Source organism: Microbacterium testaceum StLB037 (assembly GCF_008763945.1).
Classification (GTDB): domain Bacteria; phylum Actinomycetota; class Actinomycetes; order Actinomycetales; family Microbacteriaceae; genus Microbacterium; species Microbacterium testaceum_G.
In genome coordinates, this window is record NZ_VTQH01000002.1 from 445,151 (window position 1) to 462,134 (window position 16,984).

Genomic DNA, 16,984 nt, shown 5'->3' on the forward strand with positions numbered 1-16,984 from the left:
GTGACCTTGGGGGGAATCACATGACCACGACGCGTGCTCCGTTCGCACTCATCGCCGCCTCGGCCCTGCTCCTGCTCACCGGTTGTGCCGGCGGGTCGTCGGGCGACTCCGAGTCGAGCGACGAGAGCCTGAACGACGCCGGGACCACCACGACGCAGGAGAGCGCCGCCCCCGCGGCCGGCGGCGGGGATCAGTCGAAGCAGGAAGCCTGCGACATCATCCGCACGCAGCTCGAGGAGGTCAGCAGCGCCGGATCGACGGTGAACACCTCCGACCCGCAGGCGACGCTGGCGCAGTTCACCCAGCTCGCCTCCGACGTCAGCACGGAGTTCTCCAGCATCACCAACGAAGAGATCGCCCCCGTCGCGCAGAAGGCGAGCGGAGCCCTGCAGGACTACGCGGCCTTCCTCGAGAAGGTCGTGGCCGATCCTTCCCAGGCGAGCGGGATCGGCGAGCAGGTGAACACGCTGCAGACCAGCTTCACCGAGGCCGCGTCGGCCTGCGCAAGCTGATCACCACGGTTCGGGACGCGACGGGCGGGGGCTACGGCCCTCGTCCGTCGCGCTTCCGTCCGCGGCTACGTCACCTCACCGGCGTCGTCAGCCTCCGTCGCTCCGCCATCACCGAGCGCCCCGTCGAGCGCCGCCGGGCCCTGCTCGACCAGGATGCGGAACTGCGCCGCGTCGAGGATCCGCAGGCCCAACTCCTCCGCCTTCGCGAGCTTGGAACCGGCGCCCGGACCCGCGGCGACGAAGTCGGTCTTCTTGGACACGCTGGAGGCGGCCTTGCCGCCCGCGGCGAGGATCGCCTCTTGAGCCCCCTCGCGCGTGTACCCCTCGAGCGATCCGGTCGCCACGACGGTCAGTCCCGCGAGCACGCCGCCCGCGGCCGCCGCCGCCCCCGGCCCGGGGTGCCCCGGAATCGCGAATCGCACCCCGGCGGCCACCCACCGCTCGACGATCTCGCGGTGCCAGTCGACCTCGAACCAGTCGATCACCGCGTCGGCGATGATGCCGCCCACCCCCTCGACCGCGGCGAGCTCTTCGCGCGACGCCGCGCGGATGGCATCCAGTGATCCGAACCACTGCGCGAGCGCGCGGGCGGCGACCGGCCCGACATGACGGATGTTGAGCGACACGAGGAGCCGCCAGAGGTCTTTGGTCTTGGCCTTGTCGAGCTCGGCGAGGAGCTTCGTCGCCTGCTCGGAGGGACGGACCTCGCGGTAGTCCTTCCGGATGCCGCGGCGGCGGCGCTCCGCCGGATCGAGGTCTTCGGTGCCGGGAGGATAGGTCGCGGGCGACAGCTTCTGGAACGGCAGGCGCCGCACGAGTTCGCCGGTGTCGGGGTCGACCTTGCGCTCCCCCGTCTCGGAGTCGCGGACGACGACCTCGATCGGGACGAGCTGGTCGACGGTCAGCTCGAACAGTCCCGCCTCGGTGTCGAGCGGCGGCTGGTCGGGGACCTCGGGCTGCGTGAGGGCCGCGGCCGTGACCTCGCCGAGGGCTTCGATGTCGAGCGCCCCACGGGAACCGATGTGCTCGACGCGCCCGCGCACCTGGGCCGGGCACGAGCGGGCGTTCGGGCACCGCAGGTCGATGTCGCCCTCTTTCGCGGGGCGCAGCGGCGTGCCGCACTCGGGGCAGTCCGCGGGCATGACGAACGCGCGTTCGCTGCCGTCGCGCAGTTCGACCACCGGGCCGAGGACCTCGGGGATCACGTCGCCGGCCTTGCGGAGGACGACCGTGTCGCCGATGAGGACGCCCTTGACCTTCACGACGTCCTGATTGTGCAGCGTAGCCTGGCGGACGACGCTGCCGGCGACCTTGGCCGGCTCCATGACCGCGAAGGGCGTCGCGCGACCGGTGCGTCCGACCGAGACGACGATGTCGAGCAGCTTCGTGTTCACCTGCTCGGGCGGGTACTTGTACGCGATCGCCCAGCGCGGGGCGCGGCTGGTGGCGCCGAGCTCGTCGTGCAGGGCGAGCTCGTCGACCTTGACGACGACGCCGTCGATCTCGTGCTCGACGTCGTGCCGGTGCTCGCCGTGATGCGCCACGAAGGCGAGCACGCCGTCGATGGACGACTCGACGCGGCTGTAGGGCGAGGTCGGCAGGCCCCAGGATGCCAGGAGGTCGTAGATCTCGCTCTGCGCGGCGACCGGAGGGTTCTGCCACGCACCGATGCCGTGAACGTAGAGCTGGAGGGAGTCGATGCGCGCGAGGCCTGCTTCGAGCTCGAGGCCGGTCTTCTTCTCGATCTGCTGGCGCAGGCCGCCGCTGGCCGCGTTGCGGGGGTTGGCGAACGCCGGGAAGCGGCGCGCGGCGGCGATCTCGGCCTTCTCCTCGTCGAACGCGCGGCCCCCGCGACGGCCGGCGGCACGCTCGCGCGCCTCGGCCAGCGCGCGTTCGCGGAACTCCCCCTGCAGACGGTTGAGGTTCTCGAACTTCGCGACGGGGATGAACACCTCGCCGCGCACCTCGACGATCGCGGGGTGGCCCTCGCCCGACAGCTCGCGGGGGATGTCGGCGAGACGCAGCGCGTTCTCGGTGACGATCTCGCCCACCCGGCCGTCGCCGCGCGTCGCGGCCGAGGTGAGCACCCCGTTCTCGTAGCGCAGGCTGATCGCGAGGCCGTCGATCTTGAGCTCGCTCAACCAGTGCACGGCGCGGCCCGCCGCGGCCTCGGTCTTGACCGCCCAGTCACGAAGCTCTTCGGGAGAGAAGACATTGTCGAGGCTGAGCATGCGCTCGGCGTGCTCGATCGTCGCGAGATCGGTGGCCTCGGCCGCGCCAACCGAGAGGGTCGGGCTGTCCTGCCCCTGCAGTTCGGGGTGGAGGCGCTCGAGCGCCTCGAGCCGGTGCATCCACCCGTCATAGGTCGCGTCGTCGACGACCTCGGCGTCGCGCCCGTAGTAGGCGTCGCGCGCCGCGACAATGCGCTGGGTGAGGTCGGCGGCCTCGGCGCGGGCCTCGTCGAGGCTGAGGTCGGGAAGCTGATCGTGCTCGGTCACGCATCCAGCTTAGGGAGGGGTTCCGACATCGCCGGAGGGCCTTGCACGCCCCACCCCGGCGCGGCTCAGGCCTCGACCGGGACCGCCGACACCGTCCGGTCGATCGTGAACTGCCCGAGCACGCGCGTGCCGTCGTAGAGCACGGCGGTCTGCCCGGGGGCCACACCGTCGAACGGCGTCTCGGGGCGCACTGTCAGCAGACCGTCGGTCATCGACGCGAATGCCGGCACCGGGTCGGCGTGCGCGCGGATCTGCACGTCGCACGCGAAGGAGTCGGCATCCGGAGCCCGTCCCGCCCAGGTGAAGCGTTCTCCCGCGATCTCGGAGCACGCGAGCGCCTCCTTGGGCCCCACCACGACGGTGTTGTTGATCGGGCGCACCTCGAGAACGAAGCGGGGCTTGCCGTCGGCGGCGGGCACACCCAGCTGCAGGCCCCGGCGCTGCCCCACGGTGAAGGCGTGCGCGCCCTCGTGCGTGCCGACCACGGCACCGCTGCGGTCGAGGATCTCGCCGCGCTCGGCGCCCACCTTGTCGGCGAGCCACCCGCGCGTGTCGCCGTCGGGGATGAAGCAGATGTCGTGGCTGTCGGGCTTCTGCGCCACCGACAGCCCGCGCTCCTCGGCCTCGGCGCGCACGAGCGCCTTCGACGGGGTCGACCCGAGCGGGAAGTAGGTGTGCGCGAGCTGCTCCGCCGTGAGCACGCCCAGCACGTACGACTGGTCCTTCGCGTTGTCGGACGCCCGGTGCAGCTCGCGCCCGTCGGGCGTGTCGACGAGCGTGGCGTAGTGCCCGGTGCAGACGGCGTCGAAGCCGAGCTCGAGAGCGCGCTCGAGCAGGGCGGCGAACTTGATCTTCTCGTTGCAGCGCATGCAGGGGTTGGGGGTGCGCCCCGCGCGGTACTCCGACACGAAGTCATCGATGACGTCGTCGCGGAAGCGCTCCGAGAAGTCCCACACGTAGAACGGCATCCCGAGCTTGTCGGCGGCCCGCCGCGCGTCCATCGCGTCTTCGATCGTGCAGCAGCCGCGGCTGCCGGCGCGCAGCGTCCCGCCCGCGCGCGAGAGCGCCAGGTGCACGCCGACCACGTCGTGACCCGCCTCCACCGCGCGGGCCGCAGCCACCGCGGAGTCGACCCCACCGCTCATCGCCGCCAGAACTCGCATCGTCCCAGTCTACGAACGTCGGTCTGAACGGGCGCCGGATGCCACCGCGCGGGCGTACGCGTCCGGAAGCCGGGTGAGCACCGCGTCGACGTCGTCGGCCGTAGAGGTGTAGCCGAGGGTGAATCTCAGCACCGAGCGAGCCGCGCGATCGTCGAGCCCGAGCGCGAGCACCACATGCGACGGCTCCGCGACGCCGGCCTGGCACGCCGACCCCGTCGACACCGCGATCTGCTGCATGTCGAGCAGGAACAGCAGCGTCTCGCCCGCGGCATCCGGGAACAGCACGTGCGCATTGCCGGGCAGACGCTCGGTCGGGTGCCCGAGCAGCCGGGCGGAGGGAATGGACGACAGGATGCCGGCCACCAGGCGCTCCCGGAGGGCTTCGAGCCGCGCCGTCTCGGCGTGTCGCTCGCGCTCGGCCGCCGTGAGGGCGGCGGCGAAGGCGGCGGCGCCCGGGACGTCCTGCGTGCCGGCGCGCAGGCTGCGCTGCTGGCCTCCGCCGTGGACGAGCGGGGTGAGTCGGGCGTGTCGCGAGACCACGGCCGCGCCGACCCCGACGGGACCGCCGACCTTGTGCGCCGACACCGACATCGCCACGAGTCCGAACGCGTCGCTCCCCGCCCCGCGCCAGGCGGCGAAATCGACCGGGATCTGGCCGAGCGCCGAGACGGCGTCGAGGTGCAGGGGCACTCCGGCGTCGCGTGCGCGGGCCGTGAGGTCGGCGGCATCCTGGACCGTTCCGACCTCGTTGCTCGCGACCAGCGCCGTGGCGAGGGCGGAGCCGGGCAGGGCGATCGAGAACGCCTCGGGATCGATGCGGCCGAGCGGATCGAGGGGCACCGGACGCACCCGGGCCTCGTGCGTGGAGGCGAGCCAGCCCACGGCGTCGAGGGTCGCGTGGTGCTCTCCGTCGGGCAGGACGATCGCCTCGGTGTCGGCGGGGCGCGACCACCACAGCCCCTTCAGGGCGAGGTTGGCGGCCTCGGTCCCGCCCGAGGTGAACACCACCTCGATGGGCTGGCAGCCGAGCACCGCGGCGACGGCCTCGCGGGCGTCCTCGAGCAGGCGACGGGCGTCCTGGCCCGCGCCGTGGATCGACGAGGGGTTGCCGAGCACGTCGTGGGCGGCGAGCCACGCCGCGCGCGCCTCGGGACGCAACGGGGTGGTCGCCGCGTGATCGAGGTATACCCGCATCCTCGCCCTTCCGGTAACGCCAGCGCCGTTCACTACCCTAAGACGCATGGTCCGACCCGAGACTGTCCTGCCCACCCGTCCCGCCCTGCTCGATCCGTCGCTCGACGATCTGGGCGTGCGGCTCGGTCCCGACGGCGGGACGCTGCGCGTGTGGTCGGGCTCGGCCGACGCGATGCAGGTGCTGGTGTTCGACGAGGTCGATCTCGACTGGGCCACCGAGACCATCACCATGACCCCCGTCGGCGGCGGCGTGTTCGAGGCGACCACTCCCCTGCTGCGCCCGGGTGCGCGCTACGCGATCCGCGTCGGCGGACCGCAGGGCCCGGGGCACACCTTCAACCCGCAGTCGCTGCTGATCGAGCCGTACTCGCGCGGACTGGTCTCGGGCAACTACGGCGACTGGCGCTCGGTGGTCGTCGACGGCTCCTTCGACTGGGGCGCCTCGCAGAAGCCGCGCGTGCCCCTGGATCGCACGGTCATCTACGAGGGGCACGTGAAGGGGCTGACGAAGCGGCATCCGTTCATCCCTCCCGCCCTGCACGGCACCTACGCCGGACTCGCGCACCCCGCGATGATCGAGCACCTGCTCTCTCTCGGTGTGACCAGCGTCGAGCTGCTGCCGGTGCACGCCTTCGCCACCGAGCCGCGGCTCTTGCAGCTCGGTCTGTCGAACTACTGGGGCTACAACTCGCTGAACTTCTTCACCCCGCACGCGCCGTACGCCACCGCCGCGAGCCGTGCCGAGGGGCCCGAGGCCGTGCTGCGCGAGTTCAAGGGGATGGTCAAGCTGCTGCACGAGGCGGGGCTCGAGGTGCTGCTCGACGTCGTCTACAACCACACCGCGGAAGAGGGCATCGGCGGCCCCCGCACGAGCCTGCGCGGCATCGACAACAGGGCGTACTACCGTCAGACCGTCGAGGGCGCGTACATCGACGAGACCGGCTGCGGCAATGCGGTGAACACCTCGACGGATGCCGCTGCGCGCCTGATTCTGGACTCGTTGCGGTACTGGAGCGACGAGGTGCAGATCGACGGGTTCCGGTTCGATCTCGCGGTGACGCTGGGTCGCGACGAGCGTCACTCCTTCACCCCCGATCACCCGCTGCTGCGGGCGATCCGCGACGACGCCGTGCTGTCCGGGACGAAGCTGATCGCCGAGCCGTGGGACGTCGGCATGGGCGGCTGGCAGACCGGCAACTTCGGCGAGGGCTGGTTGGAGTGGAACGACCGCTACCGCGACCGCGTCCGCAACTTCTGGTTGAGCGACATCGACTACGCCCGGCGCGCCGACACGGCCCCGGTGGGCGTCGGCGGCTTCGCCACGCGCCTGGCCGGGTCGTCGAACACGTTCAGCGACGAGCGGGGGCCGCTGGCGAGCGTCAACTTCGTCACCGCGCACGACGGGTTCACGCTGCGCGACCTCGTCTCGTACGACGTCAAGCACAACCTCGGCAACGGCGAGCAGAACCGCGACGGCGCCGACACGAACCGCTCCTTCAACCATGGCGCCGAGGGGCGCACCGACGACGAGCGCGTGCTCGCGACCAGGCGCAAGGCCATGCGCAACCTCATGGGGACGCTGCTGCTGTCGGCGGGGGTGCCCATGATCACCGCGGGCGACGAGATGGGGCGCACGCAGCGCGGCAACAACAACGCCTACTGCCACGACTCCGCCCTGACGTGGCTCTCGTGGGACCTCGCGGAGTGGCAGCGCGACCTCTTCGCGCACACGCGACGGCTCACCCAGCTGCGACGCGAGAACCCGGCGCTGCGCCCGAAGCGCTTCGCGCGGCTCGGCGAGGTCATCCCCTCGGCCTCGGTCATGGAGTGGTTCGACGAGCGCGGCGCGACGATGTCGAGCGAGCGATGGAACGACCCCGCTCACCGCACGCTCCAATACCTGGCGACCTCGACTCCCGAGGACGAAGCCCCCAACCGGGTGCTGCTGGTCGTCCACGGCACCGAGGTCGACACCGAGATCACGCTGCCCGACATCGACGACGCTGTCTACGTCCCGCTCTGGTCCAGCGCGGACGAGACACCGGTCGAGACCGCGGAGCGTTTCGTCCCGGGCGAGGTGGTACCGGTCGCGGGGGCGTCGATGCGGCTGTTCCGCGTCGACTGATCCGGGCCCGCTGTCAAGGCCGGGCGAAACCGTACGGCGATGTCGGCGCCCCGCGATAGGTTCGGACCGTGGCCACCACGACGACTCCCTCGCCCGAGCTGCCCTGGCGCAGCGCCGCTTCGATTCCGGTGCGTCCGGTCAAGCCGACGCCCACCTCGCGCAGCGTGGTCACCCCGCGCATCCCGATGGCGCTGCCGCATCCGAGCGTGCCGGGGGGCCGCTTCCGCCCCTCCGCCTACGTCGGCGAGGCCGTTCCGTTCACCGTCACCGCCTTCCGCGAGGGGCACGACCGTATCGGCGTCCAGGTGCGCCTGTTCTCGCCCTCGGGCGACGAGTCGCTGCACCGTTTGCGCCCGCTGAACGACGGCTTCGACCGCTGGTCGACCCTGGTGGCCCCGCTCGAGCAGGGCGTGTGGCGCTTCCGGTTCGAGTCGTTCGCCGATGACTTCGCCACCTGGGAGCACGCCGCCGAGCTGAAGATCGCCGCGGGCGTCGACGTCGCGCTCATGCGCGAGATGGGCGCGCAACTCTTCGACCGCGCGCGCGGTGAGAAGAAGCGCCCCGGCAGCGACAAAGACCGGCTCTACGACGCCGCCCGCGCCCTCCGCGACCCCGACGTGCACGACGACACCGCCTTGCAGATCGTTCGCGACCCCGAGATCGCCGCGCTGTTCGAGGTGCGTCCGATGATGGGACTGGTGTCGGTCGGCAAAGATGCCGAGCTGCTCGTCGAGCGCGAGCGCGCCGGGGTGGGTGCCTGGTACGAGTTCTTCCCGCGGTCCGAGGGCGCGCGTCGCGCCGACGACGGCACGGTGATCAGCGGAACCTTCCGCACCGCCGCCGAGCGTCTCCCCGCCGTCGCCGACCTCGGCTTCGACGTGCTCTACCTCCCCCCGATCCACCCGATCGGCCAGACGAACCGCAAGGGGCCGAACAACACCCTCGTCACCGAGCCGGGCGACCCCGGGTCGCCGTGGGCCATCGGCGGCGCCGCCGGCGGTCATGACACCGTCCACCCCGACCTCGGCACGCTCGAAGACTTCCGGGCCTTCGTGGGCACCGCGCGCGACAACGGCATCGAGGTCGCCCTCGACCTGGCCCTGCAGGCCTCTCCCGACCACCCCTGGGTCGCCGAGCACCCCGAGTGGTTCACGACGCTCCCCGACGGCTCGATCGCCTTCGCCGAGAACCCGCCGAAGAAGTACCAGGACATCTACCCGGTGAACTTCGACAACGACCCCGACGGCATCCGCGCCGAGGTGCTGCGCATCGTCCGCCACTGGATCGCACAGGGCGTCACGATCTTCCGCGTCGACAACCCGCACACCAAGCCCCTTCAGTTCTGGGAGTGGCTCATCGCCACCGTCAGCGCCGAAGAGCCCGGTGCGGTCTTCCTCGCTGAGGCGTTCACGCGCCCGGCTCCGCTGCAGGGACTCGCGATGGCCGGGTTCCAGCAGAGCTACACCTATTTCACGTGGCGCAACACCAAGGAGGAGCTGGAGGAGTTCCTCTCGGGCCTCGCGCACGAGACCGACGACTTCCTGCGTCCGAACCTCTTCGTGAACACGCCCGACATCCTCACCGAGTACCTGCAGTTCGGTGGTCGACCAGCGTACAAGATCCGCGCCGCGATCGCCGCGACCGCGGCACCCACCTACGGCGTCTACGCCGGATACGAGCTCTTCGAGAACGTCGCGCGTCCGGGCTCGGAAGAGAACATCGACAACGAGAAGTACGAGTACAAGTTCCGCGATTGGGCCGGCGCCGAGGCCGCGGGCGACTCCCTCGCTCCGTACCTGCGCATGCTGAACGGCGCTCGTCGCGCACACCCCGCGCTGCGGCAGCTGCGCAACCTCAGCGTGCACTGGAGCGACGACGACTTGATCCTCGTGTACTCAAAGCACCTCGCGGCTGAGCTCTCCCCGACCGGCGAGAGCGACACGATCCTCGTGGTCGCCAACGTCGACCCGCACTCCGCGCGCGAGACGACGGTGCACCTCGACACCACGGTGTTCGGCGTCGAGCCCGGCACGCCCTTCGAGGTCGAGGACCTCGTGACCGGTCAGGTGTGGACCTGGGCCGACCACAACTTCGTGCGCCTCGACGCCTTCGTCGAGCCGGTGCACATCCTGCATGTCAAGGAGAACCGATGACCTCCCTTTCCCCCGAGATCCTGGACGCCGTCGCCCACGGCGCGCACCACGACCCGCACAGCGTGCTCGGTGCGCACGAGACCGGCGACGGGTGGGTCATCCGCTCGCGACGCCCGCTCGCGCGCGAGGTCGTCGCCCAGCTGGCCGACGGCTCGACGGTGACCCTCGAGCACGTGCGCGGGGGCATCTGGGAGGCGCCCGTCGAGGGCTACCCCGGCGCCTACACCGTGCGCGCGTCGTACGACGGCTCCGAACACGTCGCCGACGACGGCTACCGCCACGCCCCGTCCGTGGGCGAGCTCGACCTGCACCTCATCACCGAGGGACGTCACGAAGAGCTCTGGCGCGTCCTCGGCGCGCACGTGCGCGAGCTCGACGGCTCCTCGGGAACCGCCTTCACGGTGTGGGCGCCCAACGCGCGCGCCCTGCGGGTGATCGGCGACTTCAACGGGTGGGACGGCTCCGGCCACGCGATGCGCTCCATGGGCGGCAGCGGCGTCTGGGAACTGTTCGTCCCCGGCATCGGCGTCGGCACCCGCTACAAGTTCGAGATCCTCACCCGGGGCGGCCAGTGGATCGAGAAGGCAGACCCGATGGCGCGTCTCGCCGAGGTTCCTCCGGCCACGGCATCCGTGGTGACCGACTCCGCGTACGAATGGGCCGACGACGCCTGGGTCGAGGAGCGGTCGCGCACCGCGCCGATCGACCGTCCCATGTCGATCTACGAACTCCACCTCGGCTCGTGGAAGCAGGGACTGTCGTACCGCCAGGCGGCCGACGAGATCATCGACTACGTCGGCGCTCAGGGCTTCACGCACGTCGAGTTCCTCCCCTTGGCCGAGCACCCCTTCGGCGGCTCGTGGGGCTATCAGGTGTCGGGGTACTACTCCCCCACCAGCCGCTTCGGCTCGCCCGACGATCTGCGCTACCTGATCGACCGCCTGCACCAGGCCGGCATCGGCGTGATCATGGACTGGGTCCCCGGACACTTCCCGAAGGACGAATTCGCCCTCGCCCGTTTCGACGGCGAGGCCCTGTACGAGCACCCCGACCCCCGCCGCGGAGAGCACAAGGACTGGGGCACGCTCATCTTCGACTACGGCCGCAACGAGGTGCGCAACTTCCTCGTCGCCAACGCCCTGTACTGGTTCGAGGAGTTCCACGTCGACGGATTGAGAGTGGATGCCGTGGCCTCCATGCTCTACCTCGACTACTCCCGCAACGACGGGGAGTGGGCGCCCAACCAGTTCGGCGGCCGCGAGAACCTCGAGGCGATCCGCTTCCTGCAGGAGGTCAACGCGACCTCCTACAAGCGCTATCCCGGCATCGCGATGATCGCCGAGGAATCGACCAGCTTCCCGGGCGTCACCGCCCCCACCTCGCACGCGGGCCTCGGCTTCGGGTTCAAGTGGAACATGGGCTGGATGAACGACTCGCTGCAGTACATCGCGCGCGACCCGATGTACCGTTCGCACCACGAGGGCGAGCTGTCGTTCTCGTTCGTCTACTCCTTCAGCGAGAACTTCGTCCTTCCGATCAGCCACGACGAGGTCGTGCACGGCAAGGGCAGCCTCTTCGGACGGATGCCGGGAGATCACTGGCAGAAGCTCGCGAACATGCGCGCGTTCCTGGCGTACATGTGGGGCCACCCGGGCAAGCAGCTGCTGTTCATGGGCCAGGAGTTCGGCCAGATGTCGGAGTGGTCGGAGTCGCGCAGCATCGACTGGTGGATGCTCGATCAGCCCTCGCACGCGCAGCTGCACTCCTTCGTCGCGGAGCTCAACCGCGTCTACAAGGATCAGGCGGCCCTGTGGTCGCGCGACCACGACGGAGCCGCGTTCTCGCGCCTCGGCGCTCCCGCGTGGAACACCAACGTGCTCGCGTTCGCCCGCCGGGACCACCACGGCAACACGATCGCGGTCGTCTGCAACTTCTCCGGAGTCCCGTTGACCGACTTCCCGCTCGACCTGCCCGAGTCGGGCACGTGGACCGAGATCCTCAACAGCGACGCCGAGGCCTTCGGCGGTTCGGGTCAGGGTAATCTCGGCGCCGTCGAGACCGACGGCCGCGGCAGCGCGACGCTCACGCTTCCGCCGCTCGGCGTGCTTTGGCTGCACCACCGATCCGCAAGCTGACACGGAGTCATCAGACCCCGGATGCCGTGCGGATCCCTCCGCTCGGCACCCGGGGTCTCGCCGTTCGTGTTCAAGAACAAGAGGGGCCCCGCCCTCCCGAAGGAGAGCGGGGCCCAGTCGGCTCCGCGATCAGAACAGCAGCGAGGCCAGGCGCGACCGCGCCCGGATGACGCGCGCGTCCTCGTCACCGACGAGACCGAACAGCTCCAGCAGTCGCTCACGGACGGGAGCGCGCTCGTCCGCCGGCAGGGCCGCGAAAAGGTCGAGCAGTCGGCCGAAAGCATCGTCGACGTGGCCGCCCACGACATCGAGGTCGGCCACGAGGAACTGCGCCTCGAGCCCGGTGGGCTCGGCGGCCGCCGCAGCGCGGGCCGCCTGCAGGTCGGCCCCCTGGACGCGGTCGAGCAGGCGCACCTGACCGAGTCCGGCACGCGCGTCGGCATCCCGGGGGTTCTCGGCCAGAGCCTGCTCGTACGCGCTGATCGCGCGGGCGTAGTCGCCCTCCTCGATCGCGGCGAACGCCTCGGCGTGCAGCGGGGGCAGCTCGGGCTCGGCCGCGGAGGCCTCGGCGTCGGGGGCCCCGTCGACCGGAACCGTCCCGGTCACCCCGTGCTGCGCGGCGAGCTGCAGGAGCTGCGCGAAGACGTCGCGCACCTGCTGCTCGGGCACGGCCCCCGTGAACAGGGGGACGGGCTGGCCGGCCACGAGGGCGAGCACCATGGGGATCGACTGCGCACGGAAACCCTGCGCGAGCTGCGGGTTGGCGTCGACGTCGACCTTGGCCAGCACGAGGCGACCGGCCAGTTCGGTCACGACCTTCTCGAGCACGGGGCTGAGCTGCTTGCACGGTCCGCACCACTCGGCCCAGAGGTCGATGACGACGGGGACCGTGCGCGAGAGTTCGAGCACCTCGCCGAACGTGTCGTCGGTCACGTCGAACACCAGCGGGAGCGACCCGGCCGGACGAGCGGGCGCGGCGGAGGCGCCGGCCGGGCCCGCTGCGCCTGCTGCGGGTGCAGCGGGAGGCTGGGGGCGGTTGCGCAGCGACGAGAGGTCGACGGCACCGCGCATCACGGAACCGGGGGCGGGAATGCTCACGGGGACACCTTCGCTTCGAGGAGACTGGATCGGTAGCCGAGCAGACGGATCTGATCGTCGGAGCCCTGGCTGGGCACGTAGAAGAAGACCTGGTCGGAGTAGGTGGTGGTGAAGCCTGTCGCCGACTGGTCGACCCCGGTCAGGGCCTTGACCGCCGGGTTGTTGTCGAGCTTGATCACGGCGTCCTTGTTGGTCGGCTTGGCCGTGTCGCTCTCGTAGACGTTGACCGCGACGATCGCGCCCGTGTCGAGGGTGGCCAGGGCGATGGGCGTCGCCGCTCCCGCCGAGGCCGAGAAGCTGATCTCGGCCGTGCCCGCACCGGTCTGATTGAGCTCGTCCGTGCGCTTGGTCTTGTTGTCCTGGATGGCGGCGAGCAGCAGGTCGTTCGCGGTGTCGAACTTCGCGTACGACGCGCTGTTCTGGCCGTTGTTGATCACGTCGGCGTAGGCCGCGGCCACCTTCTCGGGAGCCATCACGAGAAACGACGAGTCCGGCGGCACCTGCGTCGCGCCCACGTACGCCGCGGCGAGTTCGGGCAGGTTGGTCGACGCCTCGAGGTTGCCCACGTACGAGGCCTTGTACTCCTCCCACGGCGTCTGCTGCGTCATCATCATGATCGTGGTCGTGGGGGTCGCGGCATCCGCCGATTCCACCACCGTCATCAGGGTGCGCGGCCACGTTCCCGTGGTCTGCGGCAGGACGATCTGCACCGGCTCGGCGGGGATCGCCGGCAGCGCCGGGCGATCCGAGATCGCGGCGCGCAGCTTGTAGTTGGTCTCGCGCTCCGCCAGGGCGGGGCCCGCGAGGCGTTCCGCGGCGGCGGTCGCGTCGAGGGAGGCATCGGCCTGGGCGACAGTCGACGAGACCTTCGCGACGATCCGCTGGGCCTGCGCCTCGGTGACCGCCGGCGGGAACTGCCCCTCCGGCACGATCACGGTCGGGGTGGGGCTCGGCGACTCGGTCGCGGCGAACTGCGGCCACGCGTCGGCGGAGCAGCCTGCGAGAAGAGCCGCTGAGATACCTAGGGCCGGCACGGCGATCAGCGCGCGACGCCCGCCCAGGGCACGGGCCGCACCGCGTCGTCCGGGGGTCGTGCTCACGACGCCCTTGCTCTCGGCATCCGCGTCGACGGTCGAGATCGGCTCGGTGACGGGCAGGGGCAGACCCTTGCGGCGGGGGCGTCGCTGCCGACGCACGTGGCGGATGCCGAGCAGGTACAGCACGAGCCCGACGAGCAGGACGATACCGCCGCCGACGATGAGCGGGCCGGCCCAGGGCGTCGAGTCGTCGATGGGCCAGGTGACGCTGATGTTCGCCGGGGCCGGGGCGGTGCCGTCGGAGGCGACGAGCACGCTCATGTCGCTCGGGAGCTGGAGGGTGGTCGACAGCGATCCCGTCTGCTCGAACTCGTCGAGCCAGAGGTCGGAGTCCACGGGGGAACGCCCGGTGGTCGCGGCGCCCGAGGCGGGAGCCACCGTCGGGTCGACCTCGGCGGTCTGCACGGTGCCCTCGCCGTCGACGGTCACCGCCGTGTACGGGACGTCGGCGAGCCAGGCGGTGACGTCGGCCGTGCGCCCGTACGAGACGAACACCGCGCCGTCACCCTGCACGCGCAACGTCTGGGCGCCCGGGACGCTGTTCAGGACGGCTCCGTCGATCAGCGTGAACGCCGTCGAGCCCTCGGTCTGCACGTTCGCCGAGGTCTCGGACGGACCGTGGAACACGGTCCGTTGAGCGATACCGGCACCGATCATGGCCGCAGCGATGACGAATGCCACCACGGCCCAGACGAATCTCACGCTTCACACCATCCCCACCGGTGGCTCGGGCGCCACCGAATCGACATTTCAGACTATCCGAGGGCGCCTGAAAGTTCGCGGCGAGGCCCGCCGCGCACTCGCGACGGCGACCGGCTCAGTATCCTGACGACACGGGCGCGCTTGCCCGGCTGATGCGGGAGTCGTTCGGCATGAAGATCCACAACCCCTTCCGGGTCGCTCTGCTCGCCACACTGGGCGTGGGAGTGGGCCTGCTGCTCATCGGCAGTGTGCAGAACCTGTCGACCATCCTGCTCTACGTCGGCACCGCGCTGTTCCTGTCTCTCGGTCTCGACCCCGTGGTCTCATTCCTCGAGCGGCGCGGCCTGCCGCGCTGGGCGGCGGTGCTCGTGACGATCCTGGCGGTGCTCGGCGTCTTCGCGGGCATCATCTTCATGGTCGTCCCGATCATCGTGAACCAGATCGGCCAGCTCGTGACCCAGATCGAGCAGCTGCTGCAACCCGGTCGCTGGAACGAGATCGTCACCGACGTGCAGAGGTGGGTCTCGCAGACGCTCCCGTGGTTGAAGATCGACGACGTCTGGGGCGGCATCCAGCACTGGTTCTCGACGCTCGATGTCGGGAGCATCTCGACGATGATCGGCAACAGCCTGCTGACCGTGGGCGGCGCGGTGGCCGCGGGACTGGGGGGCGCGTTCATCGTGCTTATCCTCACGATCTACTTCACGGCATCCACCCCCTCGCTGAAGTCGGCCGTCTACCAGCTCGTGCCGGCCTCGAAGCGCGCCCGCTTCATCGAGCTCGCCGAGAAGATCACCGACTCGGTCGGGTATTACGTCATGGGGCAGGTCAGCCTCGGCGTCATCAACGGCGTGCTGAGCGCGATCTTCCTCTCGATCATCAATGCGCCCTTCCCGGCGGTGCTCGCCGTGATCGCGTTCTTCTTCTCGCTCATCCCGCTCGTCGGAACGCTCACCGGCTCGACGATCATCGTGCTGACGTGCCTGATCCCGGGGCTGGGGACGCCGACCTGGGCGATCCTCGCCGCGGCGATCTACTACCTCGTCTACATGCAGGTGGAGGCGTACGTGATCTCGCCGCGCATCATGAACCGTGCCGTGTCGGTGCCGGGCTCGGTCGTGGTGATCTCGGCGCTCGCGGGCGGCGCGCTGTTGAACCTGCTGGGGGCGCTCATCGCGATCCCGGTCGCCGCGAGCATCCTCATCATCTACCGCGAGGTCATCATCCCGCGGCAGAACGAGCGCTGACGCCGCGCGAACGCTCGGGGCCGACGCCGGAGCACCGGCCCGCGGGTTCAGCCCGCGACGTCGCCGTCCCACTCCACGGGCAGCGGCAGCGCGTCGGGGTTGACCGCGGCGACGATCTCCGTGAGCACGCGGCGCGTCTGCGTCTCGCCGACCCACAGGTGCTTGCCACCCTCGACCGCGATGAGCGTGGCATCCGGGACCGAAGAGAACCGCTCGCGGGCCTCGTCGGGACGCAGGTAGTCGTCGAACTCGGGCACCAGCACGACCATGCGGCGCGTATCGCCCGCCCAGGCGGCGACCTCGTCGGCCGTCGCACGGTGCAGCGGGGGTGAGAGCAGGATGACGCCCTCGATGTCGTGATCGCGCCCGTACTTCAGCGCGAGTTCGGTACCGAACGACCAGCCCACGAGCCAGGGACGCGGAAGACCGCGTTCACGCACCAAGTCGACGGCCGCGGCGACGTCGAAGCACTCCTTCGCTCCCCCGTCGAACGACCCCTCGCTGGTTCCCCGCGTCGACGTGGTGCCGCGGGTGTTGAAGCGCAGCACGGCCAGATCGGCCAGCGCCGGAAGGCGGCCGGCGGCCTTGCGCAGGATGTGGGAGTCCATGAACCCGCCGGCCGTGGGCAGCGGATGCAGCGTGACGAGCGTTCCCACCGGTTCGCGGTCCTCGGGCAGGGCCAGCTCGCCGACGAGGGTCAGCTCGTCGACCGTGCGCAGCTCGATGTCTTCACGACGGGCGGGAAGCAGAACGGGTCCGCGGATCTCCATCAGGCAATCCTCCAACAGTGCGTGTGCCAGTGGCGACGGGCGGCGAGGTCGGCGGCGTCGCCCAGGACGCCGTCGGCGCGCCAGACGACGACGTGTGCGGTGCCCGCCTCGACCGTGCGGCCGCACCCCGGGCACAGGTAGTCCTTGACCGCCTGCGGAGCCGAGATCGGCTGCACGGTCCACTCGCCGCCGCGTTTGACCTCGGTGCGCTTCCACCCCGCGATGAGGCGGTCGAGCGACTCGTCCGCGCGCGATGAATCGGAGCGTCGTCTACGGGAGCGGGGCATGGA

At 70.7% G+C, this 16,984-nt stretch carries 12 protein-coding genes; 5 read left to right on the top strand and 7 right to left on the bottom strand.

What is annotated here, in order from left to right:
* Nucleotides 1-20 precede the first annotated feature (20 nt).
* A complete protein-coding gene (locus tag F9B98_RS10805; RefSeq protein ID WP_150957132.1) occupies nt 21-512 on the top strand; it encodes a hypothetical protein in 492 nt (163 codons plus the stop codon).
* Between the two features lie 65 nt (nt 513-577).
* On the opposite strand, the gene ligA is transcribed toward F9B98_RS10805, so the two are convergent.
* The 3 genes from ligA to F9B98_RS10820 form a co-directional block, all read right to left on the bottom strand.
* The gene (gene ligA, locus F9B98_RS10810; protein ID WP_150957135.1) at nt 578-3,010 is read right to left on the bottom strand and encodes an NAD-dependent DNA ligase LigA; all 2,433 of its coding nucleotides are present in this window, start codon (nt 3,008-3,010) and stop codon (nt 578-580) included.
* A gap of 65 nt (nt 3,011-3,075) precedes the next feature.
* Nucleotides 3,076-4,173 carry a tRNA 2-thiouridine(34) synthase MnmA gene (gene mnmA, locus F9B98_RS10815; RefSeq protein ID WP_150957138.1) on the bottom strand — a complete coding sequence of 366 codons (1,098 nt, stop codon included), beginning with the start codon at nt 4,171-4,173 and terminating at the stop codon, nt 3,076-3,078.
* Nucleotides 4,174-4,182: 9 nt separating this feature from the next.
* Complete coding sequence (locus tag F9B98_RS10820; RefSeq protein WP_150957141.1) at nt 4,183-5,367, bottom strand: cysteine desulfurase family protein; 1,185 nt, start codon at nt 5,365-5,367, stop codon at nt 4,183-4,185.
* 46 nt (nt 5,368-5,413) lie between these two features.
* On the opposite strand from F9B98_RS10820, the gene glgX reads away from it, so the two are divergent.
* From glgX to glgB, 3 genes are all read left to right on the top strand, one after another.
* On the top strand, nt 5,414-7,492 hold the full coding sequence (gene glgX, locus F9B98_RS10825; protein ID WP_150957144.1) for a glycogen debranching protein GlgX: 2,079 nt from the start codon (nt 5,414-5,416) through the stop codon (nt 7,490-7,492).
* 185 nt (nt 7,493-7,677) lie between these two features.
* Complete coding sequence (locus F9B98_RS10830; protein WP_150957812.1) at nt 7,678-9,645, top strand: maltotransferase domain-containing protein; 1,968 nt, start codon at nt 7,678-7,680, stop codon at nt 9,643-9,645.
* On the top strand, nt 9,642-11,780 hold the full coding sequence (gene glgB / locus F9B98_RS10835; protein WP_150957147.1) for a 1,4-alpha-glucan branching protein GlgB: 2,139 nt from the start codon (nt 9,642-9,644) through the stop codon (nt 11,778-11,780). The genes F9B98_RS10830 and glgB overlap by 4 nt, the downstream gene beginning before the upstream one ends.
* Before the next feature lie 129 nt (nt 11,781-11,909).
* On the opposite strand, the gene F9B98_RS10840 is transcribed toward glgB, so the two are convergent.
* Together F9B98_RS10840 and F9B98_RS10845 are read right to left on the bottom strand one after the other, a co-directional pair.
* The gene (locus F9B98_RS10840) at nt 11,910-12,878 is read right to left on the bottom strand and encodes a tetratricopeptide repeat protein (RefSeq protein WP_150957151.1); all 969 of its coding nucleotides are present in this window, start codon (nt 12,876-12,878) and stop codon (nt 11,910-11,912) included.
* The gene (locus tag F9B98_RS10845) at nt 12,875-14,677 is read right to left on the bottom strand and encodes a glycosyl transferase (RefSeq protein WP_150957154.1); all 1,803 of its coding nucleotides are present in this window, start codon (nt 14,675-14,677) and stop codon (nt 12,875-12,877) included. Before F9B98_RS10845 ends, F9B98_RS10840 begins: the two co-directional genes overlap by 4 nt.
* A gap of 170 nt (nt 14,678-14,847) precedes the next feature.
* Here F9B98_RS10845 and F9B98_RS10850 point away from each other — a divergent pair, with 170 nt between their 5' ends.
* Nucleotides 14,848-15,924, top strand: a complete 1,077-nt coding sequence (locus tag F9B98_RS10850) for an AI-2E family transporter (RefSeq protein ID WP_150957158.1) — start codon at nt 14,848-14,850, stop codon at nt 15,922-15,924.
* 47 nt (nt 15,925-15,971) lie between these two features.
* Here the strand turns inward: F9B98_RS10850 and F9B98_RS10855 are convergent, their stop codons facing one another.
* Together F9B98_RS10855 and F9B98_RS10860 are read right to left on the bottom strand one after the other, a co-directional pair.
* Nucleotides 15,972-16,694, bottom strand: a complete 723-nt coding sequence (locus tag F9B98_RS10855) for an alpha/beta hydrolase (protein ID WP_150957161.1) — start codon at nt 16,692-16,694, stop codon at nt 15,972-15,974.
* Entirely contained in the window at nt 16,694-16,981 is a 288-nt protein-coding gene (locus F9B98_RS10860) for a hypothetical protein (RefSeq protein ID WP_150957165.1), read from the bottom strand. The genes F9B98_RS10855 and F9B98_RS10860 overlap by 1 nt, the downstream gene beginning before the upstream one ends.
* Nucleotides 16,982-16,984 lie beyond the last annotated feature (3 nt).